At 68.7% G+C, this 25479-nt stretch carries 18 protein-coding genes; 11 read left to right on the top strand and 7 right to left on the bottom strand.

Annotation, left to right across the window (positions count from 1 at the left end):
• Positions 1-5: 5 nt before the first annotated feature.
• From IEY14_RS17630 to ubiG, 4 genes are all read right to left on the bottom strand, one after another.
• The gene (locus tag IEY14_RS17630; protein WP_210318484.1) at positions 6-2768 is read right to left on the bottom strand and encodes a GAF domain-containing protein; all 2763 of its coding nucleotides are present in this window, start codon (positions 2766-2768) and stop codon (positions 6-8) included.
• A 214-nt stretch (positions 2769-2982) separates the two neighbouring features.
• On the bottom strand, positions 2983-3453 hold the full coding sequence (locus IEY14_RS17625) for a Dps family protein (RefSeq protein ID WP_188910853.1): 471 nt from the start codon (positions 3451-3453) through the stop codon (positions 2983-2985).
• Positions 3454-3585: 132 nt separating this feature from the next.
• On the bottom strand, positions 3586-4056 hold the full coding sequence (locus tag IEY14_RS17620) for a hypothetical protein (RefSeq protein WP_188910852.1): 471 nt from the start codon (positions 4054-4056) through the stop codon (positions 3586-3588).
• Positions 4057-4199: 143 nt separating this feature from the next.
• Positions 4200-4943: a bifunctional 2-polyprenyl-6-hydroxyphenol methylase/3-demethylubiquinol 3-O-methyltransferase UbiG gene (gene ubiG, locus IEY14_RS17615; RefSeq protein ID WP_188910850.1), complete on the bottom strand. Its 744-nt coding sequence runs from the start codon at positions 4941-4943 to the stop codon at positions 4200-4202.
• A 213-nt stretch (positions 4944-5156) separates the two neighbouring features.
• Between ubiG and IEY14_RS17610 the strand changes: the two genes are divergently transcribed.
• The 6 genes from IEY14_RS17610 (at position 5157) to clpB (ending at position 15271) form a co-directional block, all read left to right on the top strand.
• Positions 5157-6416: an aspartate kinase gene (locus IEY14_RS17610; protein WP_188910848.1), complete on the top strand. Its 1260-nt coding sequence runs from the start codon at positions 5157-5159 to the stop codon at positions 6414-6416.
• A 209-nt stretch (positions 6417-6625) separates the two neighbouring features.
• Positions 6626-8842, top strand: coding sequence for a phosphoenolpyruvate--protein phosphotransferase (gene ptsP, locus IEY14_RS17605; protein WP_244639556.1), 2217 nt, complete (start codon positions 6626-6628; stop codon positions 8840-8842).
• Positions 8843-8911: 69 nt separating this feature from the next.
• Positions 8912-9991 carry a peptide chain release factor 1 gene (prfA, locus tag IEY14_RS17600; RefSeq protein ID WP_188910844.1) on the top strand — a complete coding sequence of 360 codons (1080 nt, stop codon included), beginning with the start codon at positions 8912-8914 and terminating at the stop codon, positions 9989-9991.
• The gene (gene prmC / locus IEY14_RS17595) at positions 9988-10863 is read left to right on the top strand and encodes a peptide chain release factor N(5)-glutamine methyltransferase (protein WP_244639554.1); all 876 of its coding nucleotides are present in this window, start codon (positions 9988-9990) and stop codon (positions 10861-10863) included. Before prfA ends, prmC begins: the two co-directional genes overlap by 4 nt.
• Positions 10864-11195: 332 nt before the next feature.
• The gene (locus tag IEY14_RS17590) at positions 11196-12359 is read left to right on the top strand and encodes a DUF4167 domain-containing protein (RefSeq protein ID WP_188910842.1); all 1164 of its coding nucleotides are present in this window, start codon (positions 11196-11198) and stop codon (positions 12357-12359) included.
• Between the two features lie 296 nt (positions 12360-12655).
• Positions 12656-15271, top strand: a complete 2616-nt coding sequence (gene clpB, locus IEY14_RS17585; RefSeq protein ID WP_188910840.1) for an ATP-dependent chaperone ClpB — start codon at positions 12656-12658, stop codon at positions 15269-15271.
• Between the two features lie 170 nt (positions 15272-15441).
• Here clpB and IEY14_RS17580 read toward each other — a convergent pair whose 3' ends face one another.
• Entirely contained in the window at positions 15442-15831 is a 390-nt protein-coding gene (locus IEY14_RS17580; protein WP_244639553.1) for a PRC-barrel domain-containing protein, read from the bottom strand.
• 84 nt (positions 15832-15915) lie between these two features.
• Here IEY14_RS17580 and IEY14_RS17575 point away from each other — a divergent pair, with 84 nt between their 5' ends.
• The 5 genes from IEY14_RS17575 (at position 15916) to mgrA (ending at position 21721) form a co-directional block, all read left to right on the top strand.
• On the top strand, positions 15916-16752 hold the full coding sequence (locus IEY14_RS17575) for an aldo/keto reductase (RefSeq protein ID WP_188910838.1): 837 nt from the start codon (positions 15916-15918) through the stop codon (positions 16750-16752).
• A 148-nt stretch (positions 16753-16900) separates the two neighbouring features.
• Positions 16901-18205: a L,D-transpeptidase family protein gene (locus tag IEY14_RS17570; protein WP_210318482.1), complete on the top strand. Its 1305-nt coding sequence runs from the start codon at positions 16901-16903 to the stop codon at positions 18203-18205.
• 86 nt (positions 18206-18291) lie between these two features.
• Positions 18292-19440, top strand: coding sequence for a L,D-transpeptidase family protein (locus IEY14_RS17565; protein ID WP_244639552.1), 1149 nt, complete (start codon positions 18292-18294; stop codon positions 19438-19440).
• A gap of 2 nt (positions 19441-19442) precedes the next feature.
• The gene (locus tag IEY14_RS17560) at positions 19443-20615 is read left to right on the top strand and encodes an extensin-like domain-containing protein (protein ID WP_188910836.1); all 1173 of its coding nucleotides are present in this window, start codon (positions 19443-19445) and stop codon (positions 20613-20615) included.
• Between the two features lie 71 nt (positions 20616-20686).
• The gene (gene mgrA / locus IEY14_RS17555) at positions 20687-21721 is read left to right on the top strand and encodes an L-glyceraldehyde 3-phosphate reductase (protein WP_188911393.1); all 1035 of its coding nucleotides are present in this window, start codon (positions 20687-20689) and stop codon (positions 21719-21721) included.
• A 22-nt stretch (positions 21722-21743) separates the two neighbouring features.
• On the opposite strand, the gene IEY14_RS17550 is transcribed toward mgrA, so the two are convergent.
• The gene (locus tag IEY14_RS17550; protein WP_188910834.1) at positions 21744-22628 is read right to left on the bottom strand and encodes a LysR family transcriptional regulator; all 885 of its coding nucleotides are present in this window, start codon (positions 22626-22628) and stop codon (positions 21744-21746) included.
• 299 nt (positions 22629-22927) lie between these two features.
• Entirely contained in the window at positions 22928-24844 is a 1917-nt protein-coding gene (locus IEY14_RS17545; protein WP_244639551.1) for a M23 family metallopeptidase, read from the bottom strand.
• Positions 24845-25479: the final 635 nt, after the last annotated feature.

Raw genomic sequence — 25479 nt, 5'->3', positions numbered from 1 at the left:
GCCGGTCAGCCGCGCGCGATCAGCGTCTCGATGCGCCGGCCGAGCTCCTCCATCTGGAAGGGCTTGGTCATCACCTCCATGCCGGGGGCGAGATGGCCGTGGCCGAGAACCGCCGTCTCGGCATAGCCGGTGACGAAGAGCACCTTCAGATCGGGCCGCAGCTCGCGGGCCGCATCCGCCACCTGCCGGCCGTTCATGCCGTTCGGCAGGCCGACATCGGTGATCAGCAGGTCGAGATGCTGGGCCGAGCGCAGCACCTCCATGCCTTCCGGCCCGTCGCCGGCCTCGATCGCCACATAGCCGAGATCCTGCACCACATCGACGATCAGCATGCGGATCAGCGGCTCGTCGTCGATGACGAGGATCGTCTCGCTCGCCTTCGCCATCGGTTGGGCGGGCGCCGCCCGCACGTCCTCGGCGAGGGCTTCCGGGCTGTGATGGCGCGGCAGGACGATCGAGACGGTGGTGCCTCGGCCCTGCGTCGATTCGATGCGCGCCTGCCCTCCCGACTGCTGGGCGAAGCCGTAGATCATCGACAGGCCGAGCCCGGTGCCGACGCCGATCGGCTTGGTGGTGAAGAAGGGGTCGAAGGCCTTCTCGATCACGTCGGCCGACATGCCGGTGCCGTCATCCGACACCGACAGCACGACATATTGGCCGGGCGGCAGGTCGAGCCGCCGCTCGGCGGCGGCATCGGGGCCGAGATCGAGATTGGCCGTCCTCACCACCAGACGGCCGCCATCCGGCATCGCGTCGCGCGAGTTGATGCAGAGGTTGAGGAGCGCGTTCTCGAGCTGGTTCGGATCGGCGAGCACGGGCCAGAGCTCTCCGTCCGTCGCGGTCGCGACCTCGATCGCCGGCCCGACCGTGCGCCGCACCAGATCCGCCATCTCGGCCACCAGGCGGTTGATGTCCGTCGCCTTCGGCGCGAGGGTCTGCCGGCGGGAGAAGGCGAGAAGCCGGTGCGTCAGCGCGGCGGCCCGCTTCGTCGCGCCCATCGCATTGGCGAGATAGCGCGCGACCTCGTCCCCCCGGCCCTGCGCCAGACGGCTTTCCACCAGCTCGATACTGCCCGAGATGCCGGCGAGAAGATTGTTGAAGTCGTGGGCGAGACCGCCGGTCAGCTGGCCGACGGCCTCCATCTTCTGCGACTGGCGCAGCACTTCCTCGATCCGCATCAGCTCGCTCGTCCGCGCGCGCACGCGCTCCTCCAGCGTGGCGTTGAGCGCGGCGAGGGCGCCGGCCGTCGCCTTCAGCTCGGCCGCGGCGCCGGCGCGCTCGATATGCGCCCAGGACCGTTCGGAGACTTCGCGGATCAAGGCGATCTCCGCCGCCGTCCAGCGATGCGCCTCGCGACGATGGCCGGCCATCAGCGCCGTCAGGCGGCCGTTCTTCACGAGGGGCATGCAGACCGTGGCCGAGATGCCGAGGGCCTGGAAGGCCGCCGCCTCCTGCGGCGGAAGTTCGGCGCGACTGTCGTCGATCACCAGCGTCTCGCCGGAGCCGAGCCGGCGATGCGTCGCCTCGCCGAAATCCCGCAGCCGGAAATGGCCGAGAAGGCTCGGCGCGCCGGGCGCCGTCCATTCGCCCCGAATGGTGAAGCCGTCCTCGTCCTCGTCCATGTCGGCATAGGCGCAGATCGAGAGGCCCATATGGGTCGCGACCATGCGCGTCGTGGTGGTGAGAAGCGCGTCGGCCTCCACCAGCCCGGCCGTCGCCCGCGCCAGCTCGTCCAGGAAGCGCAGCCGCCCCTCGCTCTCGCGCAGCGCCGCGTCGGCCCGCGCCCGCACGATGGTCGCCCAGGTGCGATCGGCCGCGTCGCGGGCCAGCGCCAGTTCAGCCGCCGTCCAGGCGCGGGGCGCGGCCTGATTGATGCAGAAGGCAGCCTTCAGGCGGCCGTCGTCGGCGATCGGCACCAGCATGAAGGCGCCGACCGAGGCGCGCTCGAAACTCTCCGCCGACAGCGGCGAGGCGGTGCGCGGATCGGCGCTGATATCGGCAACGACGATAGGGCGGCCCGCGCGCAGGTCCGCCGCGAAATCGGGCCCGTAATCGTCCAGGCGATGCGCCCCGGCATTGCTCGGGATCGGCCCGTCGTTCCAATCGTATTCCACCGTCGCGACGGCGCCGCACTCGTCAACATCGGCATAGGCGACCTGATGGGCGCCGAGCTGCCGGCCGAGAGCCGCGACGGCGGCGAGGATGATGGGTGCCGGATCGGAATGGAGGCGGAGCTGGCCTTCGAGGCCGAGCAGGAATTCCTGCCGCTCCAGATTGGCGCGCACGGCGGCGGCGTTCAGCACCGCCTCGGTGGTCTCGTTGGTGAAGATGAACAGGCCGGCGATCGAGCCGTCCGCTTCGAGCACGCGGGAATAGGAGAAGGTCCACCACGTATCGGCGGCGCCGCGATCGGTGGCGAGCTTCCAGGGCAGGTCGACGAAGCGCCGGCTCTCGCCGGCCATCGCCGCCTCGATGATCGGCAGGGCCTGCGCCATGGCATCGGCCCAGACCTCGTCGAACCGGGCGCCCATCGCCCAGGACAGGCGCGGGCCGAGCAGCGGGAAATAGGCGTCGTTGAAGAAGAAGTGGAGATCCGGTCCCCAGGACAGGATCATCGATTCCGGCGAGTTGAGGACGAGGCTGAGCGCGACCTTGAGGGACGAAGGCCAGACCTCCGGCGCGCCGAGGGGATGACCGGTCCAGTCGCGCGCGCGGATCATCCGCGCCGCCTCGCCTCCGCCGGCGAGAAACGACAGAGGGTCGATCATCGCGTCCGTCGCCATCCCGTCAACTCGGTATCCCACGCTCGGAGACGCGTCGCCGAAGCGGCCCGTCGCGCCGGCCGCGATCGCCCCCGCGATGGCGCCTCTCCTCCAAACCGTTGTGGGGCGGACGGCGGAAACAGCAAGGGCCCGCCGCGCGAAGCCGCGGCAGGCCCTTCGTCTTCGGCGTGCATCGGCGGGGAGCCCCGCCGGGTCGCCCTTACTTCAGATGGGCGCGCAGCATCCAGGCGAACTTGTCGTGCTTCTCGATGCGGTTGGTCGCCATGTCGTTGGTCGCCCAGTCGCCATGCTGCTCGGCGACCTGCGCCAGCGACGACAGGGTGGAGGACAGCGTTTCCTGGTCGGCGAGGAGTGCCGCGATCATGCCCTTGGCATCGGTCTTGCCGTCATGCTCGGCCACGGCGCTGCGCTCGAGATAGACCGAATAGCGGCCCTCGGCATGCGCGTCGAACGCCTTGATGCGCTCGGCCAGGAAGTCCTGGGCCTCGAAATGATCCTCGTAGATCTCCTGGAACAGCTCGTGCAGCGGGCCGAAGCTCATGCCCGTCACGTTCCAGTGGAAGTTCTGCGCCTTGGTCGTCTCGACCGCGGTCTCGGCCAGGGCCTGCGTCAGGCCGTTGACGATCTCTTCCTTCGCCGTCGGTTCGATCTTCGCCGCAACCAGTCCCATCGTCATCTCCTTCTCGCCGCTTGAGCCGAGTTTAGAACGATTCCAAACTGAATGGAGTTCTAGTCCTGTTTCGTTGACTACGCAACTCTTCTTTTGAACGATTCTAAACTGGCGCGACGGCCGGCCGGCGTGTCAGAGTTCGTCCATGGCCCTCACCATCCCCGCCGACAGGAAGCGCATCCAGCGCCGGCCGGAGGCTTCCACCCGCCAGGCGACGAGGGCGGCCGCGCCCTTGTCCTCGCCGCGCCGCCAGGCGGCGACGAGGCGGAGAAGCCAGACCTCGTCGTCGCTCATATGGCGGGCGCCCGGTCGGTAGAGCGTCATGGGCAGGCGCGCCCGGGCCTGGAGGCCCCGGAAGAAGGCGATGGCGAAACGCTCGAAGGAAACGCCGGTTTCGCCAGCAAGGAGGAAGCAGGCCCGTTCGAGGTCGGGGCGGGGGGCGAGCTGGCTGCGCAACGCCATCCAGCGCAGGCGGTCGAGATCGAGCCGCTCCGCCGCGCTCGGCTCGTGCCGCTGCGCCAGCTGGAGGGCGGTCGGACAGGGCCGGAAGGCCGGAACCTCCCGGATGTCCGACGTCGCGAGGGCGAGATGCGATGCGCTCATTCCGAAGTCCGTCGACCGGGGCGTCAGGCCGGCCGCCTAAATATGAGAAAAGCGGGCAGCTTATAGCATCGTCGCTGCGTCGCGGCCAAGCGTCTCCGCGACCCGGACAGGCCGATTCGCGCCGAAATCGGGCGGAAGGAAGGTCAGGGCCGCCGGGCGAGGCTCATATAGTTGACGTCGATGTCGCGCGAGCGCCGCCATTCGTCGGCGAGCGGATGGTAGACGACGCCAACCTCCTCCAGCACCGCAAGGCCCGCCGCCTCGACCGGCCGGCGGATCTCCTCCGGCCGCACCAGCTTGTCGTAGCGATGCGTGCCGCGCGGCAGCCAGCCGAGGATGGTCTCGGCCGCGAAGATCGCGAGGCCATAGGCCTTCAGCGTCCGGTTGATCGTGGCGACGAGGAGAAGGCCGCCGGGCTTCACCATGCCGGCGCAGGCGGACAGGAACAGGTCGACATCGGCGACATGCTCGACGATTTCGAGCGCCAGGACGACGTCGAAGCGCTCGCCGCCGGCCGCGATCGCCTCCGCCGTCGTCGCGCGGTAATCCACTGAGACGCCGTTCTCGGAGGCATGCAGCCGCGCCACCTCGATATTCGTCGCCGAGGCGTCGGCGCCGACGACCTCGGCGCCGAGCCGGGCCATCGGCTCGGAGATCAGGCCGCCGCCGCAGCCGATATCGAGGAAGGACAGGCCCTCGAACGGCGTGAGGCCCGTCAGGTCGCGGCCGAAATTCATCCCGACCTGCTCGCGGATATAGGCGAGGCGCACCGGATTGAACTTGTGCAGCGGCTTGAACTTGCCCTTCGGATTCCACCATTCGGCGGCGAGCCGCGAGAAGCGATCGATCTCGCCCTGGTCGATCGTCGTCGCCTGCGCTTCGCTCATGGCCGTCCTGCCTTCGATTCTCGTGGGTAGCGCCTAAGGTTTGGTCGCGCGCGGTCAAGTCAAGCGTTTCGGCCGTCCTTGCGACATCGCGCCAATTCGTTTATCCCGCGCCCGCCCGCATCAGCAATGAAGGGTGCCCTCGCGGGCTTCCTCGCGCGGGCCGTTCGCTCATTCGTCCGTGCAAAGCGGCGCTTTCGGAACCTCCGTCCCTTCATGGCGCGTCTCGTCCTCAAATTCGGCGGAACCTCCGTCGCCGACATCGATCGCATCCGCAACGTCGCGCGCCACGTCAAACGCGAGGTGGATGCCGGCCACGAGGTGGCGGTGGTGGTCTCGGCCATGTCCGGCAAGACGAACGAACTGGTGGATTGGTGCCGCCAGGCCTCGCCGATGCACGACGCGCGCGAATACGACGCCGTCGTCGCCTCGGGCGAACTGGTGACGGCGGGCCTTCTCGCGATCACCCTCCAGGCCATGGGCATCAACGCCCGGTCCTGGCAGGGCTGGCAGATCCCGATCCGCACGGACGGCGCACATGGCGCGGCCCGCATCGAATCGATCGACGGCACCGAGATCGTCCGCCGCTTCGGCGAGGGGCAGGTGGCGGTGATCGCCGGCTTCCAGGGCCTCGCGCCGGACAATCGCGTCGCGACGCTCGGGCGCGGCGGCTCCGACACTTCGGCCGTCGCCGTCGCGGCGGGGCTGAAGGCCGATCGCTGCGACATCTATACCGATGTCGACGGCGTCTATACGACCGATCCGCGCATCGAGCCGAAGGCGCGGCGGATGACCAAGGTCGCCTTCGAGGAAATGCTCGAAATGGCCTCGCTCGGCGCGAAGGTGCTGCAGGTGCGCTCGGTCGAGCTCGCCATGGTGCACAAGGTCCGCCTCTTCGTGCGCTCGTCCTTCGAGGACCCGGACGCCCCCGGCATGGGCGATCTTCTGAACCCGCCCGGAACGCTCATTTGCGACGAGGATGAAATCGTGGAAGCCCAGGTCGTGACCGGCATCGCCTATGCCAAGGACGAGGCGCAGATCTCCCTCCGGCGCGTCGAGGACCGGCCGGGCGTCGCCGCGGCGATCTTCGCGCCGCTGGCCGATGCCGGCGTCAATGTCGACATGATCGTGCAGAACGTCTCCGAGGACGGCACGCGCACCGACATGACCTTCACCGTGCCAGCCGCCGACCTGCCGAAGGCGAACGCGCTTCTGGAAAAGGCGCGGCCGGAGATGCGCTTCGACGTTCTCCAGTCGGAGCCCGGCCTCACCAAGGTCTCGGTGATCGGCATCGGCATGCGCTCGCATACCGGCGTCGCGGCGACGGCCTTCAAGGCGCTGGCCAATCGCGGCATCAACATCCGCGCGATCACCACCTCGGAGATCAAGATCTCCATCCTGATCGACGGGGAATTCACGGAACTCGCCGTGCGCACGCTCCATTCGGCCTACGGGCTCGACAAGGCGGTCGCCTGACGGCGGCTCGCGTGACGATCGCCGGCGGCTTGGCGCTTGTCGGCGATGCTTTTCCGCCTCTATAGGCTGATAGGGACCCGCGTCGCCGCTTCGGCGCGTCGCGGGCTTCGGCCGGATCGATGTTCCTTGCGGCCCTTGCCTGGACCACGCCATTGCCGAGAAGCGATTCTTTCGGACCTCGGGTCCTCCTGCGCCGCATCCGGGAGCTCATGGCCGAGCCCTTGGAGGCCCAGGCGCGCCTCGACGCGATCGTGCGCCAGATCGCGGCCAACATGGTCGCCGAGGTCTGCTCCCTTTACGTCCTGCGCGCCGACGGCGTGCTCGAACTCTACGCGACCGAGGGCCTCAATCCCGGCTCCGTCCACCATGCCCAGCTGAAGCTCGGCGAGGGCCTCGTCGGCACGATCGCCGCCACGGCGCGGCCGCTGAATCTCGCCGAGGCGCAGAAGCATCCCGCCTTCACCTTCATTCCGGGCACGGACGAGGAGCCCTTCAACGCCTTTCTCGGCGTGCCGATCCTCCGGGCCGGGCGCACGCTCGGCGTTCTCGACGTGCAGAACCGCGCCATGCGGACCTATCGCGAGGAGGAGGTCGAGGCGCTCGAGACCGTCGCGATGGTCGTCGCCGAGCTGATCGCCGCCGGCAGCCTGGAAGGCCTGTCGCGGCCGGGCGTCGTGCTCGACCTGTCGCGGCCGGTCTCCTTCAAGGGCATCCCGCTCGCCGACGGCATCGGCCTCGGCCATGTCGTGCTGCACGAGCCGCGCGTCGTCGTCACCAATCTCTTCAACGAGGATGCCGAAACTGAGATCCTGCGCCTGGAAAAGGCGCTGAGCTCGCTGCGCATCTCGATCGAGGACATGCTGTCGCGCCGCGAGATGGCGGTGGAGGGCGAGCACCGCGCCGTGCTCGAAGCCTATCGCATGTTCGCCCATGACCGGGGCTGGGCGCGGCGGCTGGAAGAGGCGATCCGCAACGGCCTCACCGCCGAAGCGGCGGTGGAGAAGGTGCAGAGCGACATGCGCGCGCGCATGATCCATACGCCCGATCCCTATATCCGGGAGCGGATGCACGATTTCGACGATCTCGCCAATCGTCTCATGCGCCAGCTGATCGGCACGAGCGACGGGCTGGTCGACGGCGAGGGGCCGAAGGACGCGATCATCGTCGCCCGCTCGATGGGCGCGGCGGAACTCCTCGACTATCGGCGCGAGCAGATCCGGGGTCTGATCCTGGAGGAGGGCGCCCAGACGAGCCATGTGGTGATCGTCGCCCGGGCGCTCGGCATTCCCGTCGTCGGCCAGGCGATGGGCGCCGTCTCCATGTCGGAGAACAACGATCCGATCATCGTCGATGGTGACGACGGCTCGGCGCATCTGCGCCCGCCCGCCGACGTGGAGCGGACCTATGTCGAGAAGGTGCAGTTCCGCGCCAAGCGCCAGGAACAGTACCGGGCGCTGCGCGAGCGGCCGGCCGAGACGGCCGACGGCACGCCGGTCTCGCTCCAGATCAATGCGGGCCTGCTTGTCGACCTGCCGCAGCTGAAGGATTCGGGCGCGGCCGGCATCGGCCTCTTCCGCACCGAGCTGCAATTCATGGTCGCCTCCTCCATGCCGCGCGCCAGCGAGCAGGAGCAGCTCTATGCGGCGGTGCTGGACGCGGCGGGCGAGCGGCCCGTGACCTTCCGCACGCTCGATATCGGCGGCGACAAGGTTCTGCCCTATCTGCGCCAGTCGCCGGAGGAGAACCCGGCGCTCGGCTACCGCGCCATCCGCCTGGCGCTCGACCGGCCGGGCCTGATGCGCACGCAGCTGCGCGCCCTCTTGAAGGCGGCGGCCGGGCGCGAATTGCGCATCATGTTCCCGATGATCACCGAGATCTCGGAACTGCGGCAGGCGCGCGACCTCATCAATCGCGAGTTCCAGTACCTGACGAAGTTCGGCCATGTCATGCCGCGCCGGCTGAAGCTCGGCGCGATGATCGAAGTGCCCTCGCTGCTCTTCCAGCTCGATCCGCTGATGCAGCTCGTCGACTTCGTCTCGATCGGCTCGAACGACCTGTTCCAGTTCTTCACCGCCACCGATCGCGGCAATGCGCGCATCGCCTCGCGCTTCGATCCGCTTTCCGCTCCCTTCTTCCGGGCCTTGAAGCGGATTCTCGACGCCGGGGCGCGCAACGGCGTGCCGGTGACGCTCTGCGGCGAACTGGCCGGGCGGCCGCTCTCGGCCATGGCCCTGGTCGGCCTCGGCTTCCGGTCGATCTCGATGACCTCCTCCGCCATCGGCCCGGTCAAGGCCATGCTGGTGACGCTCGACCTGCCGAAGCTGGAAGCGCTGATCGCCGAGATCCTGGAGGACGGGGCCGGCATCGGGCCCTCGGTGCGCGAGCGCCTGCAGGCCTTCGCCGAGGCGAACGGCATTCCCGTCTAGGACCGCCGTCGCGAAAGGCGGCGGACCGGCCGGCATGCCGGCGGAACTTCAGTGGATTCAGAAGGACATATGGCAAGTCTGCCGACGGACAGGATGAACGAGATCGCCCGCCGCTTCGCCTATCTGGAGGCGGAGATGGCCAAGGGCGGCGGGCGCGAGGACTTCGCCGCGCTGTCCAGCGAATATTCGGCGCTGGAGGACATCGCGCGGGCGATCGAGCGGCACCGGGCGCTGGCCCGCGAGATCGAGGATGCGCGCGGCCTTGCCGCCGACCCCGCCGCCGACCGGGAGATGCGCGAGCTCGCCGAGGCCGAGCTCTTCGAGCTCGAAGCGCGCGAGACGGCTTTGTCCGACGAGATCCGTCTCCTGCTCCTGCCAAAGGACGCGGCCGACGAGAAGGGCGCCATCCTCGAGATCCGCGCCGGCACCGGCGGCTCGGAAGCCGGGCTCTTCGCCGGCGATCTCTTCCGCATGTATCAGCGCTATGCCGAAGGGCGCGGCTGGAAGGTGGAGATCCTGTCGGCCAGCGAGGGCGAGGTCGGCGGCTATAAGGAAGTGGTCGCCGGGGTCAGCGGCAAGGGCGTCTTCTCCAAGCTGAAGTTCGAATCCGGCGTCCACCGCGTCCAGCGCGTGCCGGTGACGGAATCGGGCGGGCGCATCCACACCTCCGCCGCGACGGTGGCCGTGCTGCCGGAAGCCGAGGATATCGACATCGAGGTGCGGGCCGAGGATATCCGCATCGACACGATGCGCTCCTCCGGCGCCGGCGGCCAGCATGTCAACACCACCGACTCGGCCGTACGCATCACCCACCTGCCGACCGGCATCGTCGTCACCTCCTCCGAGAAGTCGCAGCACCAGAACCGCGCCCGCGCCATGCAGGTGCTGAAGGCCCGGCTCTACGACCAGGAGCGCCAGCGCGCCGCCGAGGAGCGTTCGGAGGCGCGGCGCGCCCAGGTCGGCTCCGGCGACCGGTCGGAGCGCATCCGCACCTATAATTTCCCGCAGGGGCGCGTCACCGACCACCGCATCAACCTGACGCTCTACAAGCTGGACAAGGTGATGGAGGGCGATCTCGACGAGCTGGTCGACGCGCTCGGCGCCGATCATCGCGCCCAGCTTCTGGCCGCCGCCGGCGAGCCGGCGTGACGGAGGCGACCGCGACGACGGTCGATGCGCTGTTGCGCGAGGCGCGGGCGCGATTGCGGGCGGGCGGCGCCCCGTCGCCCGATCTCGACGCGCGACTTTTCGTCTCCGATGCGCTCGGTCTCGACGCGGCCGGACTGATCCTGAAGGGCGGCGAGACGGTGCCGGACGCGATCCGCGCCCTTGTCGCCGCGCGCGTCGCCCGGCGGCTCCAAAGCGAGCCCGCGCATCGCATCCTCGGGCGCCGCGCCTTCTATGCCCATGAGTTCAAGCTCTCGCCCGCGACGCTGGAGCCGCGACCCGACACGGAAATCCTGGTCGATCTCTGCCGGCCGGTGATCGAGGCCGCGATCGCCGAGACGGGTGTCTGCCGCTTCGTCGATGTCGGCACCGGCAGCGGCGCCATCGCCGTCTCGCTGCTGGCGCTCTATCCGGAGGCCCGCGCCGAGGCGGTGGATATTTCCGCCGAAGCGCTGGCGACGGCGATGGAGAACGCGGCGGCGGCGGGCGTCGCCGCGCGCATGGTGCCGCTTCTCGGCGATCATCTCGCGCCCGTTCGCGGCGCCGTCGATCTCGTCGTCTCCAACCCCCCCTATATTCCGAGCGCCGAGATCGCGACGCTGGCGCCGGAGGTGCGCGAGCACGATCCGCGCGCCGCCCTCGACGGCGGGCCGGACGGGCTGCGCTCCTATCGGGCGCTCGCGGCGGGCGCGCGGCAGGTGCTGGGCGGCCGGGGCCATGTCGCCGTGGAGATCGGGGCGGGGCAGGGCGACGATGTCGTGGGCCTCTTCGCAGCCCGTGGTTTTGCCGCCGTCGAACGGGCCCGCGACCTCGCGGGGATTGAGCGAGCCTTGCTGTTTCGGTGCGAAACGTAGGGAAATCAGGAACTATTGGCGAAAAAGGGCTTGTGGGAGCATCCGCGACACTCTAGATTTTAAGGCGTCACGGAACTCGATGGGGAACATCCGACGGCAATTGCCGATACGGCAGGCCAGGATGATCGACGCGGCTGGGCCGTCCGGGACGAAGGCGATTGGGGAATCGCTTGGTTCAATCGATTGGACAGGTTCGTGGACGGTCGCGAGCATTGGGCCGAGCCCTGTGAGGCAAGGCAACCGCGCCGCCGCAAGACCCCGAACCGCACCGGCTCGCAGCCGGCCTACCCGAAGACAGGATGAATATGAGGCCAGGTCAGCAGAACAAGCGCATGCGCGGACGCGGTCGCAAAGGGCCCAATCCGCTCTCGCGGAGCTACGAGTCGAACGGTCCGGACGTCAAGATCAGGGGCAACGCGCAGCATATCGCGGAAAAATACATCGCTCTTGCTCGTGACGCGACGGCATCCGGCGACCGCGTCATGGCCGAGAACTATCTCCAGCATGCCGAGCATTACGGGCGCATCGTCGCCGCCGCGCAGGGCAGCTTCCAGCTGCAGCGCGAGGAGCCGGACGTGTTCGACGGCGAATACGAGGACGGCGACGAGGACATGGTGCCGGAAGGCGCGATGGGGCCGAACGGCCATCCCTATCCCGTGCCGGAGCGCGCCCAGGGCGAGCGCCCGCAGATGCAGGGCCAGGGCCAGAACCGCGACAATCGCGACTATGGCAACGGCAATCGCGATCAGAACCGCGACTACCAGAACAATCGCGACGGCGGCGGCCGCGACAATCGCGAGCAGCGCTTCGATCGCAACAACGACCGTCAGGATCGCGGCGAGCGGCAGGACCGCAATCGCGACCGCAACTTCAACCGCGACAACCGCGACCGCAACCGCGACAATCGGCAGGAAGGCGGCGAGCGCCGCGCCTGGGAAGGCCGCGAGCGCCAGAACTGGCAGGACCGCTCGGCCGTGCCGAACGGCCTCGGGCCGCAGCCCTCGGTCGGCGAGCCGCCGGCCGGCGAGGAGACCGCGCCGCGCCCGCAATCCTTCGAGGATGCGCCGCGCCGCGAAGAGCGCTTCACCGAGGCGCAGCATCAGGAGCCGGTGACGACCTCCGCCGTCACCGAGCAGGAAAGCGGCTTCGGCCAGGCGCCGGCGGCGCGTGAGGTGCTGGTCGAGCCGGAAGGCGCGATCCTTTCGGGCGACGAGGCGGCGCCGGCCGAGCGCGAGACGCGCCGTCGCGGCCGCCCGCGCCGGGCGCGCTATGGCGAAGGCGAGACGATCGCCGCCGAGGAGGCTGCGGCGCCGGTGCAGGCACCGGCCGTCGAGGCGCCGGCGCCCGCCGCCGAAAGCGAGGCGCCGAGCGAGGCCGCCGCCGAGGCGCCGGCCAAGCGCCGTCCCGGCCGTCCCCGCAAGAAGAAGGCGGATGCCGAGGCGGAAGAGGGCGGCACGGACCATCTGCCGGACTTCCTTCTCGCGTCGAACGGCTGAGCGAGAGACCAGGAGATCGAAAGGGCGTCGGAGCGATCCGGCGCCCTTTTCGCATGGCGCCGACCTTTCACCGATCGCCCGCAATCCTTGGCGGGGAAGGTTCGAACGGCTCCCGGCCGCCGCGTTGTGCCAAGGCTTCGGAGAGTTCGCGCGGGTCGGAAACAAATTCCGTCCCGGCGGGCACTTTCACGCTTCTTGCCGCCATCCCATATTGCAGCGGAACGGCCCGCCGGTTTCGGGGGCAGGTTTCCATCATCGCGTCCGCCTGCGGGGGGCGCGTGGCAAGGAGGCACTTCATGGATTTGGAACGTTATACCGAGCGCGTGCGCGGTTTCATCCAGTCGGCCCAGACGGCGGCCGTCTCGCGCGATCACCAGCAGCTCGCTCCCGAACATCTTCTGAAGGTCCTGGTCGACGACCGCGAGGGTCTCGCGGCCGGCCTGATCGACAAGGCGGGCGGGCGCTCGGCCGATGTGCGCCTCGCCGTCGACGCGGCGCTGGCGGCGATGCCGAAAGTGTCGGGCGGCCAGGGCCTCTATATGTCGCAGGCCTTGCAGAAGGTTCTCGCCACGGCCGAGGAGATCGCCAAGAAGGCGGGTGACAGCTTCGTCACCGTCGAGCGGCTCCTTCTCGCCCTCGCAGTGGAGAAGAGCGCGAAGACCGCGCAGATCCTCGCTGATGCCGGCGTCACAGCCCAGGGGCTGAACGCCGCGATCAACGAGATCCGCAAGGGCCGCACGGCCGATTCCGCCTCCGCCGAGCAGGGCTACGATGCCCTGAAGAAATATGCCCGCGACCTGACGAAGGATGCGCGCGAGGGCCGTCTCGACCCGGTGATCGGGCGCGACGACGAGATCCGCCGCACCATCCAGGTCCTGTCGCGGCGCACCAAGAACAATCCGGTCCTGATCGGCGAGCCGGGCGTCGGCAAGACCGCGATCGCCGAAGGGCTGGCGCTGCGCATCGTCAATGGCGACGTGCCGGAATCGCTGCGCGACAAGCAGCTTCTCGCCCTCGACATGGGCGCCCTGATCGCCGGCGCGAAATATCGCGGCGAGTTCGAGGAGCGCCTGAAGGCCGTGCTCGCCGAGGTGACGGGCGCGGCGGGTCAGGTCATCCTGTTCATCGACGAGATGCACACGCTGGTCGGCGCCGGCAAGGCGGACGGGGCGATGGACGCCTCCAACCTCCTGAAGCCCGCCTTGGCGCGCGGCGAGCTGCACTGCGTCGGCGCGACGACGCTCGATGAATATCGCAAGCATGTGGAGAAGGACCCGGCGCTCGCCCGGCGCTTCCAACCGGTCTTCGTCAGCGAGCCGACCGTCGAGGACACGATCTCGATCCTGCGCGGCATCAAGGAGAAATACGAGCAGCACCATCAGGTGCGCATCTCGGATTCCGCCCTGGTGGCGGCGGCGACGCTGTCGAACCGCTACATCACCGACCGCTTCCTGCCCGACAAGGCGATCGACCTCGTGGACGAGAGCGCCGCGCGCCTGCGCATGCAGGTGGATTCGAAGCCCGAGGCCCTGGACGAGATCGACCGCCGCGTCATGCAGCTGAAGATCGAGCGCGAGGCGCTGAAGCGCGAGAACGACGACGCCTCGCGCGACCGGCTGGTGCGGCTGGAGACCGAACTCGCCAATCTGGAGGAGGAATCGGACCGCATCACCCAGGCCTGGCAGGCGGAGAAGTCGAAGCTCGGGCTCGCCGCCGATCTGAAGAAGCGGCTCGACGAGGCGCGCAACGACCTCGCCATCGCCCAGCGCAACGGCGAATATCAGCGCGCCGGCGAGCTCGCCTATGGCGAGATCCCGCAGCTCGAACGCGATCTGGCGGCGGCCGAGGCGAAGGAGGGCAGCGGCGCCTCGATGGTCGAGGAGACGGTGACGCCCGACCATATCGCCCAGGTCGTGTCGCGCTGGACCGGCATTCCGGTCGACCGCATGCTGGAGGGCGAGCGCGACAAGCTTCTGCGCATGGAAGACGCGCTGGGGCAGCGCGTCGTCGGCCAGGGCGAGGCGGTGCAGGCCGTGTCCCGCGCCATCCGCCGCGCCCGCGCCGGCTTACAGGACCCGAACCGGCCGATCGGCTCGTTCATCTTCCTCGGCCCCACCGGCGTCGGCAAGACCGAGCTGACCAAGGCGCTGGCGCGCTTCCTCTTCGACGACGAGACGGCGATGGTCCGGCTCGACATGTCGGAATTCATGGAGAAGCATTCCGTCGCCCGGCTGATCGGCGCGCCTCCCGGCTATGTCGGCTACGAGGAGGGCGGCTCGCTGACGGAGGCGGTGCGGCGCCGGCCCTATCAGGTCGTGCTGTTCGACGAGATCGAGAAGGCGCATCCGGATGTCTTCAACGTCCTCCTCCAGGTGCTGGACGACGGGCGGCTGACGGACGGGCAGGGGCGGACGGTCGATTTCCGCAACACGCTGGTCATCATGACGTCCAATCTCGGCGCCGAATATCTGACGACGCTGACGGACGACCAGGATGTCGACGTGGTGCGGCCGCAGGTCATGGAGGTGCTGCGCGCCTCCTTCCGGCCGGAATTCCTGAACCGCGTCGACGAGACCATCCTGTTCCACCGCTTGCGGCGGAGCGAGATGGGCGCCATCGTCGATATTCAGATGAAGCGGCTGGAGAGCCTTCTCGCCGAGCGCAAGATCGTGCTCGACCTCGACGGCACGGCCCGCGACTGGCTGGCGGCGAAGGGCTACGATCCCGCGTATGGCGCGCGGCCGCTGAAGCGTGTCATCCAGCGCGAGGTGCAGGACCCGCTCGCCGAGAAGATCCTGCTCGGCGAGATCCGTGACGAGAACCATGTGAAGATTTCCGGCGGCGGCGACCACCTGATCTTCCATGTGGTCGGCTCGAAGCTCGGCGCGGCGGGCGACCGCGTCGCGGCCTGAGACATGCGAAGGGCGGCCTGACGGGCTGCCCTTTTCGCGCGACGCTCGCGTTGGGCGAGCAGAGATTCGTCTTGGCGATGGCGACAGCTATTCGAAAGCGATCTCGAACGACATGGGAATAGCAGCCGGACTCGTCTGACCTTCAGCGTCGCCTCATGTCGGCCCCTCCGTCACAATATCGGGAAGGGTCGGTAATAATCGTCGATGCGCGTGCCGTAGCTGGCATCGGTCCAGGCGGGGCGGGTGTCGCGGCCGTATTTTGGGCCGCCCTGAAGCTGATCGATGGTGATGCCGACGACATAGCCGCCCTGCCGCTCGTCATACTTCAGGACCTGCCAGGGCAGGGGATAATAGTCCTCGCCGATACCGAGAAAGCCGCCCGAGGCGAGGATCGCGTATTTCACCTGGCCGTCGCGCTTTCCCAGCACGATGTCGTCGATCGAGCCGAGCCTGTCGCCGTCGGTCGAATAGACGGCGGTGCCGCTGACGCGGCTCGCCTCGATATTGTCCGCCGAAGTCGGATGCGGCGTCATTTCTTCCGTGCCGATCGTGGATGACATGACGATCCTCTCCATTATCCTGCTCTGCGATCGCAACGCGGGCCGCATCGGGGCGTTCCGCGCGGATCGGAAGGGAGAGGAGCGATGAAGACTGCGACATTGCCGGAGGGCCTCGCCGTGCCGGTCATCGGCCAGGGCACCTGGATGATGGCCGAAGGGCGTCATCGGCGCGAGGACGAGATCGCCGCGCTCCGCGCCGGCATCGATGCGGGCATGGTGCTGATCGACACCGCCGAGATCTATGCCCATGGCAAGTCGGAGGAACTCGTCGGCGAGGCGATCCGCGGCCGGCGCGACGAGGTGTTTCTCGTTTCCAAGGTCGCGCCGCATCATGCCTCGCGCGATGGCGCGCGGCGCGCCTGCGAGGCCTCGCTGCGCCGGCTCGGCACGGACCGACTCGATCTCTACCTGCTCCATTGGCCGGGCAGCATTCCGCTCGCCGAGACGGTCGAAGCGCTGCGCGGCCTGAAGCGCGACGGGTTGATCCGCCAATGGGGCGTCTCGAATTTCGATGTCGAGGACATGGAGGAGCTCTTCGCGATTCCCGGCGGCTCCGACTGCGCGACGAACCAGATCCTTTACAATCTCGAGGAACGCGGCGCCGAATTCGACCTTCTGCCCTGGCTCGCCGAGCGCGCGGTGCCGGTCATGGCCTATTCGCCGGTGGGGCAGGGCGGCGCGCTTCTCGACCATCCGGCGCTGGCCCGCGTCGCCAAGCGCCGCAACGCCACCCCGGCGCAGATCGCGCTCGCCTTCCTGGTCGAGGGCGACGACATCGTCGCCATTCCGAAGGCGGGCACGCTCGCCCATGTGCGCCAGAACGCCTCGGCCGCCGAGATTGTGCTGACGCGCGAGGATCGGCAGGATCTCGACGCCGCCTTTCCGCCGCCGAAGGAGAAGCGGCCGCTCGCGGTCATCTGACCGGACGGCAAGCTCCGGGCCATGTCGGGCGGCGAAAATGCCGAAGGCGGCCATCTTGATGTCGGGTTCCTCCGCCATCGGCGAGGCCGAAGCGGGCGGCGATCGGAACGCCGCTCCCCGATGGCGGCCGCCCAGTGACGGAGTTAGGATGAGCAGGACCTCGCGCAGCCGTTTTTACGGTCTCGGGCTGGCGCTCGCCACGGTGGCGGGCCTTCTCGCCGCCGCGCCGGCCGCCATGGCGCAGTTCTACGACGATCCCTTCTACGACAACGAGCCGCGCGACAGCGGCCGGGTCGAGACCTTCGTCGACGAATTCGGCCGCCGGGTGACGGTGGACGAGCGCGGCCGCGTCATCGCGATCGAGCGCCCGCGCCAGGAGCGGCGCCGCGCCGAGCCCGCCTATCTCGAACGGCAGGTCGAGCGCCAGCCCTCCGACGACGGCCTGCAGGGCTTCGACGACGTGCCGCCCGATGCGCAAGATCCGCGCCGGGACGCCTATGGGCTCGACGGGCAGTTGCCGGATGCCGGCGCGCCGATCACCGGGCCGAACGATTCCACCGCGCCGGAATCCCGCCCCGCGCCGAAGGTCGTCGGGCCGAAGGGCAAGAACGCCAAGGCGCAGATCGCCGCCTTCCAGATCCTGCTCGACCGCGCCGGCATCTCGCCGGGCGTCATCGACGGGCGCATGGGCTCCAATGTCGACAAGGCGGTCGCCGCCTATGAGGAGAAGTTCGGCGAAAGGCTCGATCCGAGCAATGCGCAGGCGCTGGTCGAGGAGCTCGACGCGACCGGCGGACCCGCCATCGTCTCCTACACGATCACCGACAAGGACGTCGCCGGGCCTTACGTCGCCTCGATCCCCGAGGACTATGCCGAGAAGGCGAAGCTGCCGGCCATGGCCTATGCGCGCGTCTCGGAAATGCTGGGCGAGCGCTTCCACATGGACGAGGACTATCTGAAGGAGATCAACCCGGACGCGGATTTCAACCGGCCGGGCACGATCCTGAAGGTGGCCGCCACCGGCGAGGGGGCGACCGGCGAGGTGGCGAAGATCATCGCCGACAAGGGGCGCGAGCAGGTGCGAGTCTACGACGCGGCCGGCCGGCTTCTCGTCGCCTATCCGTCCACCATCGGCTCCTCCGAAACGCCCTCGCCGAGCGGCACGGTGCAGGTGGCGCGCATCGCCTTCGATCCCGGCTATACCTACAATCCGAAGATCAACTTCACGCAGGGGCAGAACAAGTCGATCCTCCAGATCCCGCCGGGACCGAACGGGCCGGTCGGCACGATGTGGATCGCGCTCTCGAAGCCGACCTACGGCATCCACGGCACGCCCGAGCCCTCCAAGATCGGCAAGACCAACAGCCATGGCTGCGTGCGCCTGACGAACTGGGACGCGACGGAACTCGCCCGCATGGTGAAGCCGGGAACGACCGTCGAATTCCTGGAATAGCAATCCTCAAATCTTGGTAGGGGTGGCGAGGAGCCGAAACCGAGCGGCGGCGTTCTAGCGTTCAGTTGATCCGCCGGTGTCCTCCCATGTCCTCCCGCCCCATCGCCGCCCTTCTCGCCGCCGCGCTCCTTGGCGCCTCCGCCCTGGCGGTGCGGGCCCAGACGGCTGAAGCGCCCGATCCCGGCGCGCCGGCCGCCACGACCAGCATGGCACCGGCGGCGCAGCCCGCCGCGCCCGATCTTTCGGAAGCGGCGATCAACGGTGCCGATTTCGCCGGATACGAGGCGCGCCGCAAGGCACAGGTCGATGCCGCCCGGGCGGCGAGCGATCCGGCAAAGGGCGACCCGGTGGCCGCGAAGATCGCGACCGAGGCGCCGAAGGCCGATCCCGACCCCTTCCTCATCCGCCTTCAGGTGCTGCTCGACCGCGCCCATGCCTCGCCCGGCGTCATCGACGGACTGGCGGGCGGCAACACGGCCAAGGCGATCCGGGCCTTCGGCGAGATGCACGACCTGAATGCCGGCGACCAGCCGAGCGAGGCCCTCTGGCAGGCGCTCGGGAAGGATGCAGGTCCCGCCGTGAAAACCTACAAGATCACGGCCGAGGATGCGGGAGGCGATTACGTGCCGGACCTGCCGGCCGACTATGCCAAGCTCGCCGAGCTGAAATGGCTCGGCTATCGCGACGTCGCCGAGATGCTGGCCGAGCGCTTCCATATGGACGAGGACCTGTTGAAGCGGCTGAACCCGGATGCCGATTTCGGCAAGGCGGGGACGAAGCTCCTCGTCGCCGAGCCCGGCCCCGATCCCGAGGCGGAGAGGAAGGTCGAGCGGATCGTCGTCGACAAGAGCCGGGGCGAACTTTTCGCCTATGACAAGGAGAAGGCGCTGATCCTGGCGCTTCCGGCGACGATCGGCTCGTCCGATACGCCGTCGCCTTCGGGCACCATGAAGGTCAATGGCAGCAAGGCCGATCCCGAATACGAATATGATCCGAAGAATTTCGTGCAGGGCAAGAACCGCAAGGCGTTGACCCTGCCGCCGGGGCCGAACGGGCCGGTCGGCAATATGTGGATCGATCTCTCCAAGCCGACCTATGGCATCCACGGCACGCCGGAGCCTTCCGAGATCGACAAGACGGCGAGCCATGGCTGCGTGCGCCTGACCAATTGGGACGCGCATGCCCTTGCCCGCCTCGTGCAGCCGCAGCGCACCGTGGTCGAGTTCAAGGGATGAGGTTGCGCCTCGCTCTCGCGCTCGCCGGCGGCTTCGCCCTCGCGCTGCCTTCTGCCGCCGCCGCGCAGTCGAACCTGCCCTGGAGCGACGCCAATCCGCTCGAAGGCTCGCATCCGAAGGAGAAGGCCAAGCCGCCCGCGCGCAAGGAGGCCCGCTCCGAGGCGGCGAAGCCGGCCGAGACTCCGAAGGAAAAGCCCGGCGAGGCGGCGAAGGAGAAGGCTTTGCCCGCTCCCACGGCGAGCGCGGCGGCGCCGGCCGACGTGCCGGTGCCGAGCCCCAATCCGCAGGAGGCCGCGCCGAAGCCCGCCGACGGCAAGCCGGAAGCGGCGCCTGCGGGCCCGCCGCCCCCGCCCGCCGAGCCGCAACCGGTGCCCGGTCGGCCGAACGAGCTTCAGCCGGCGCCCGCCGAGACCAAGCCGGTCGAGGAGATTCCGGTGCCCGAGAAGCGGCCGGCCGACGCGCCGGTGGAGGCCGCCCCGGCGCCCGGCCAGCCCTCCGGCGGGGAGACGGCCGGTCCGCCGGCCCCGGCCCCCAACCCCGCGCCGCCGCAGGACGCGCCGAACTCGACCGAGAAGCTGAAGTCGCGCGAGCCGGTGATCGATCCGGCGACCAGCGTCGTCGCGGCGGCGGCGATCGAGGACGCCAAGGAATGCGAGGCCGAGCTGAAGCGGCGCGGCGTCGCCTTCACCGTCGGGGAAAGCATCAGCGAGGGCGAATGCGGCGTGCTGCGGCCCGTCGCGGTGGAGCGGCTGTCCTCCGGGGTCAAGGTCGGTCCGCGCACGCAGATGCTCTGCCGCGCCGCCCTGGCGCTCGACATCTGGATGAGCGACAGCGTCGAGCCGGCGGCCAAGGCGAATTTTCCCGACCGCAAGCTCACCGAATTCCGTCAGGCCTCCACCTATGTCTGCCGGCCCCGCGCCAGCGAGACCGGCATCTCGGAACATGCGCGCGGCAGTGCCATCGACATCGGCGGCTTCGTCTTCGACAAGGGGCCGGAGATCGGCGTCGCGGCGAAGCCCGAGGATTCGCCCGAGACACGGTTCGAGGCGACGGTGCGGGCGGGCGCCTGCGGCCCGTTCAAGACGGTGCTCGGACCCGGCACCGATCCCGACCACGCGACGCATTTCCATCTCGACATCGCGGCGCGGCGCAACGGTGCCACCTATTGTAAATAGTCGGGCCGGCGGTTGCGTCCGCCGTTGCCGGTGCTAGTTCGGCGGCGCGAGCAAGGAGGAGATTCGCCATGGTGCCCTATATCGCCGCCGAGAACCGCTACGAGCCGATGCCCTATCGCCGCTGCGGCCGCTCCGGCCTGAAGCTGCCGGCGATCTCGCTCGGGCTCTGGCAGAATTTCGGCGGGACCGACGTATTCGAGACGGGGCGGGCGATCCTGCGCCGCGCCTTCGATCGCGGCGTCAGCCATTTCGACCTCGCGAACAATTACGGGCCGCCCTACGGCTCGGCGGAGGAGAATTTCGGCCGCTGGATGGATCTCGACTTCCGGCCCTATCGCGACGAGCTCGTCATCTCGTCCAAGGCCGGATGGGACATGTGGCCGGGGCCCTATGGCAATCTCGGCTCCCGCAAGTACCTGATCGCCAGTCTCGATCAGAGCCTCAAGCGGATGGGGCTCGACTATGTCGACATCTTCTACCATCACCGTCCCGATCCCGAGACGCCGCTGGAGGAGACGATGGGCGCGCTCGACCAGATCGTGCGCTCCGGCAAGGCGCTCTATGTCGGCGTCTCCTCCTACTCGCCGGAACTGACCCGCGAGGCGCATCGCATCCTGAAGGCGCTCGGCACGCCCTTCATCATCCACCAGCCGTCCTATTCCATGCTGAACCGCTGGGTGGAGGACGGTCTGCTCGACACGCTCGCCGAGACGGGCCTCGGCTGCATCGCCTTCTCGCCCCTGGCGCAAGGGCTTCTGACCAAGCGCTATCTCAGCGGCGTGCCCGAGGATTCGCGCGCCGCCAAGAACGCCTCCTTCTCGCAGAACCTCGTCACGCCGGAAAACGTCGAGCGGCTGCGGCAGCTCAACGCCATCGCCGAGCGGCGCGGCCAGACGCTGGCGCAGATGGCGATCGCCTGGGTGCTGCGCGATCCGCGCGTCACCTCGGCGCTGATCGGCGCGCGCACGGTGGAGCAGCTCGACAATTCGCTCGACGCCCTGAACCGCGCGGAGTTCTCCGAAGAAGAATTGCGCGAGATCGACGCCCATGCCACCGAAGGCGGCATCGATCTCTGGCGCAGCCAGTCGGCGATCAAGCCGGCCTGACCCCGGCGCGGCGATCCGCCGATCAGGCGAAGAGCCGCTGACCGAGCCCTTCCGCCGCCGCGAAGCTCTCGCGCACATGCTGCGCCAGCGCCTCGGCGGCGGGGTGGGCGCCCTGCCGCACCTGCAGGAAGACGCCGTAGCGGCCGAGTTCCGGCAGGCCGGCATCCGGTCCGATCCGCGTAAAAGGCGCGCGCGCGATGCTGACGGGAAGCGGCGCGACGGCGAGATCGGCTTCCACGGCCGCGATCTGCCCCTGGCAATGCTCGCTCGAATAGGCGACGCGATAGCCGATCCCGGTCCGCGCCAGGGCATCGAGCGCCCGGGCGCGCCAGCCGCAGCCGGTTTCCGCGACGGCGAGCGGCAGCGGCCGGCGCGTCGCCGCCACGCCGCCCCGGCAGCCGATCCAGACCAGATCCTCCTCGAAGATCGGCCGGGCCAGCGAAGGGCGATCGGCCTCGTTCGTATAGATCGCCAGATCGAGTTCGCCCGCGTCGCAGGCGCGATGCAGCGCGGCGCTCATGCCGAGCCGCACGTCCACGTCGACATGCGGATGGGTTCGCGCGAAGCGCCGCAGCATCTGGGGAATGGCGTAGATGCCGGAATCGTTCGGCGCGCCGAAGCGGATGCGGCCTTCGATGCGCGGAGCGGCGAGGCGGCTCGCCGCTTCATCGTGCAGGACGAGAATGCGCCGGGCATAGAAGAGCAGCGTCTCGCCCGCCTCGCTGAGAGCGATCTCGCGCGTGCTGCGATGGAACAGGCGCTGACCGGCCGCCTCTTCCAGACGTTTCACCTGCAAGCTGACGGCCGAGGGCGTGCGTGCGACGCGCTCCGCCGCGCGCGAGAAATTGCCGGTCTCGGCGATCGCGAGAAAGGTCCGCAGCAGATCGATTTCGAGCGCCGGTGTCATCGCCTGCCATCTGTGAGAAACACACGAAGAACAGCTTAAAACTATTCGCTTCTCTCATCAATCGGGACGGCCGATACTCCTGTCCATTCTCCTGTCGATGGAAAGGGCAACGGCTATGATCACGCTATGGCAGATGCTCTCCGAACGGATCGCGACGCTGATCGATCGCTATCGGCGGAGGCGGGCGGATCGGGGATTGCGCCGCTTCGCCTCCGGCCTCTCGCCGCAGATGCGCGCCGATCTCGGAATCGCCGCGGACGGGACGATGCAGGAGGAGGCGCCGACGCGAGGCGGCGCGTTCAGCGGCCGGCGATCCGCTGCGCCTCGGCGCCGTCCTTCAGGAGATTGTCGATCCGGTCGCGCTCCTTGCGGAAGACGTCCAGCTCCTCGCCTTGCAGGATATGGCCGGACGGGAACTTGATGCGCATCGGATCGACCTTCTGGCCGTTCACGATCACCTCGTAGTGGAGATGGCTGCCGGTGGAGAGGCCGCTGGAGCCGACGGCGCCGATCACCTGACCCTGGCGCACATGCGCGCCGGGCACGACGCCACGCGCGATCGAGCTCTGGTGCGAATAGGAGGTCTCGTAGCCGTTGCCATGCTTGATGATGGTCTGCCGGCCATAGCCGCTGGTCTGTCCTGCGGATTCGACGATGCCGTCGCCGGAGGCGAGGATCGGCGTGCCGGTCGGCGCCGCCCAGTCGACGCCCCAATGCGGCCGCGCATAGCCGAGGATCGGATGGGTGCGCACGCCGAAGGGCGAGGTGAAGCGGCCATTGGGCACCGGCGTGCGGATGAGGAACTGCTTCGCGCTGCGGCCCTCCTGGTCGTAATATTCGTAATGGTCCTCGCCATTGGCGCGAAACCGGTAGTAGCGCTTCGCCTTGCCGCCGAAGAGCGCCTCGACATAGAGGATCTGCGAATTCTCCGTCGCCTGATCCTGGCCCTCGTCCATCGAATAGAACACGGTCAGCCGGTCGTCGGGGCCGACATGCGCCTGGAAGTCGACATCGGTCGCCAGCATGCGCAGCAGCTGCTGGCACATGCGGTCGTTGAGCCCATAGGAAAGTGCGGCCTGATAGATGCCGTCATAGACGGTCGGCATGTCGGAGCGCAGCGGCGTCTCGGTCGCGTCCTCGTCGAAGGCCTCGGCGACCGCCTCGGCTCCGACCGGCTCGGCGGCGGGCTCGAAGCCGGCGCCGTCGCGTTCGGCGACCGTCGCGACATGCGACGTGCCCTGATAGGCGGAAAGACGGACGACGCGCTTGGCGGCGCCGCGCATCTCGCTGCCGATCCGCAGCACCGACCCGGACTCGAGCCGATCGGAGCCGAGGGCGGCGGCGAGACTGGCCGCCGCGGCGACGGCGTTCTCGTCCGCATAGCCGTTCTCCGCCAGAGCCTTGGCGATCGCCGTCGTCTCGCGCAGCGGAATGATTTCCTCGGCATAGCGGGAGGCTTCCGCCTCGCTGCCGCGCGGCGCGACGGAAACGTTCTCGGCGACGACGCGAAAGGCGGAGCCCGGCTCGTAGACCGCGACATCGCTGTCCGGCGCGAAGCGGGAGGCGTCGAAGGGCTCGATCGAGGCGACCTGCACCGGCGCATAGGACAGGGTCGGCGCGACCGCGCGCACCAGCGCCTCCGCCTCGTCCGTCGTCGTCTCCTCGCCGAAATCGCCGCCGGAAAAGGAGAAGGGCTCGACCTTGAAGCTCATCTCGCTCTCCACCTTGGCGCCATAGAGCTGCGCCTCGCCGTCGCCGTCCGGCGCGGCGGCGATCGCGTCCTCGCCGCTGCTGAAGACGTTCATGGCGTCGAAGGGCGGATAGGTGAGGGGGGTCGGGTGGCGCGCGGCGAGCGCCATGTTCACATAGCCGAAGGGGAGCGTGCGGATGACCTCGCGGTCGCCCTCCTTGCTCATGGTGGAGAGTTCGAGCGTCGCGCGATTGCGCACGGTCGGCAGCACGGTCTCGACGACGCGCTCGCCCTTGTCGGGCAGGATGTCCGGCTGGCTGCGGGCGATCAGCACGCGGCGCGGACTGGAAAGGTCGCGATGGCCGTCGAGGGCGGCGGCGAGCGCGATGCCCATCAGGGCGCTCGACGTGATGCCGGTCAGAAGCGTCCCCGCCAGCCAGCGCGCCGAGACCTGCCGCCGGTCCGGCCGGCGCCGCCGGTCGGCCACGAGAGGCGGCGCTTCGCCGAAGGTCACCGGTTGCCGCAAATCGCTGCCCACATCCAAGACGTCATTTCGTCAGCGGCCTTCGACAAACATATTGGCGGAATCGGGACGTGGACGAGGCGTCCAACCGATTGGCGTTCCGCTGGAATAAGCGTTTTCCGAGCGCGGTCTGTCAATCCGTCGCGATCCTAGCCCCCTGCGACATTCCCGTTCCGGAGAGGGGAGGGGAGAGAAGAACGCCTTTCCGACGGGACAGCCGATCGGCGGTAAGCGGAAAGGGAAGGAGCCTTCGGTGCCGTTCGGCTCGTCCCTATGCCATGCGCGTCTCACCGTCTGGGAGGGCGGATATTTTTGCATGGGATTGTCATGGTGACGTGGGAGTGACGCGGTGGGCTGAGTGGAAGGCTGAGCTGGAACAGTGGGTTAGGCGGTTTTGGCGGTTTTTTGATTTTTGGTGGGATGGGGCGTTGACAGTTTGGTCGGGGTGGATCTATAAACCGCTCATCGACGGGGCGGCGCCGGCGGCGAGCGGAAGACTTCGCTCTACTGTCTGGCGGTTCTGTTGGATCTGATCGAAACCTGGGGCCTGGCCCCGTGAGTTTTGGACGCTCTGGCGGCGTGAGTTGCTTGGGGTATGACGGCGGTTATTTGTTCTGCCGTGTTCTTTGACAATTGGA

The organism is Aureimonas endophytica, from assembly GCF_014642635.1.
GTDB classification, from domain to species: domain Bacteria; phylum Pseudomonadota; class Alphaproteobacteria; order Rhizobiales; family Rhizobiaceae; genus Plantimonas; species Plantimonas endophytica.
This window is presented reverse-complemented; position numbering and strand designations above follow the sequence as displayed.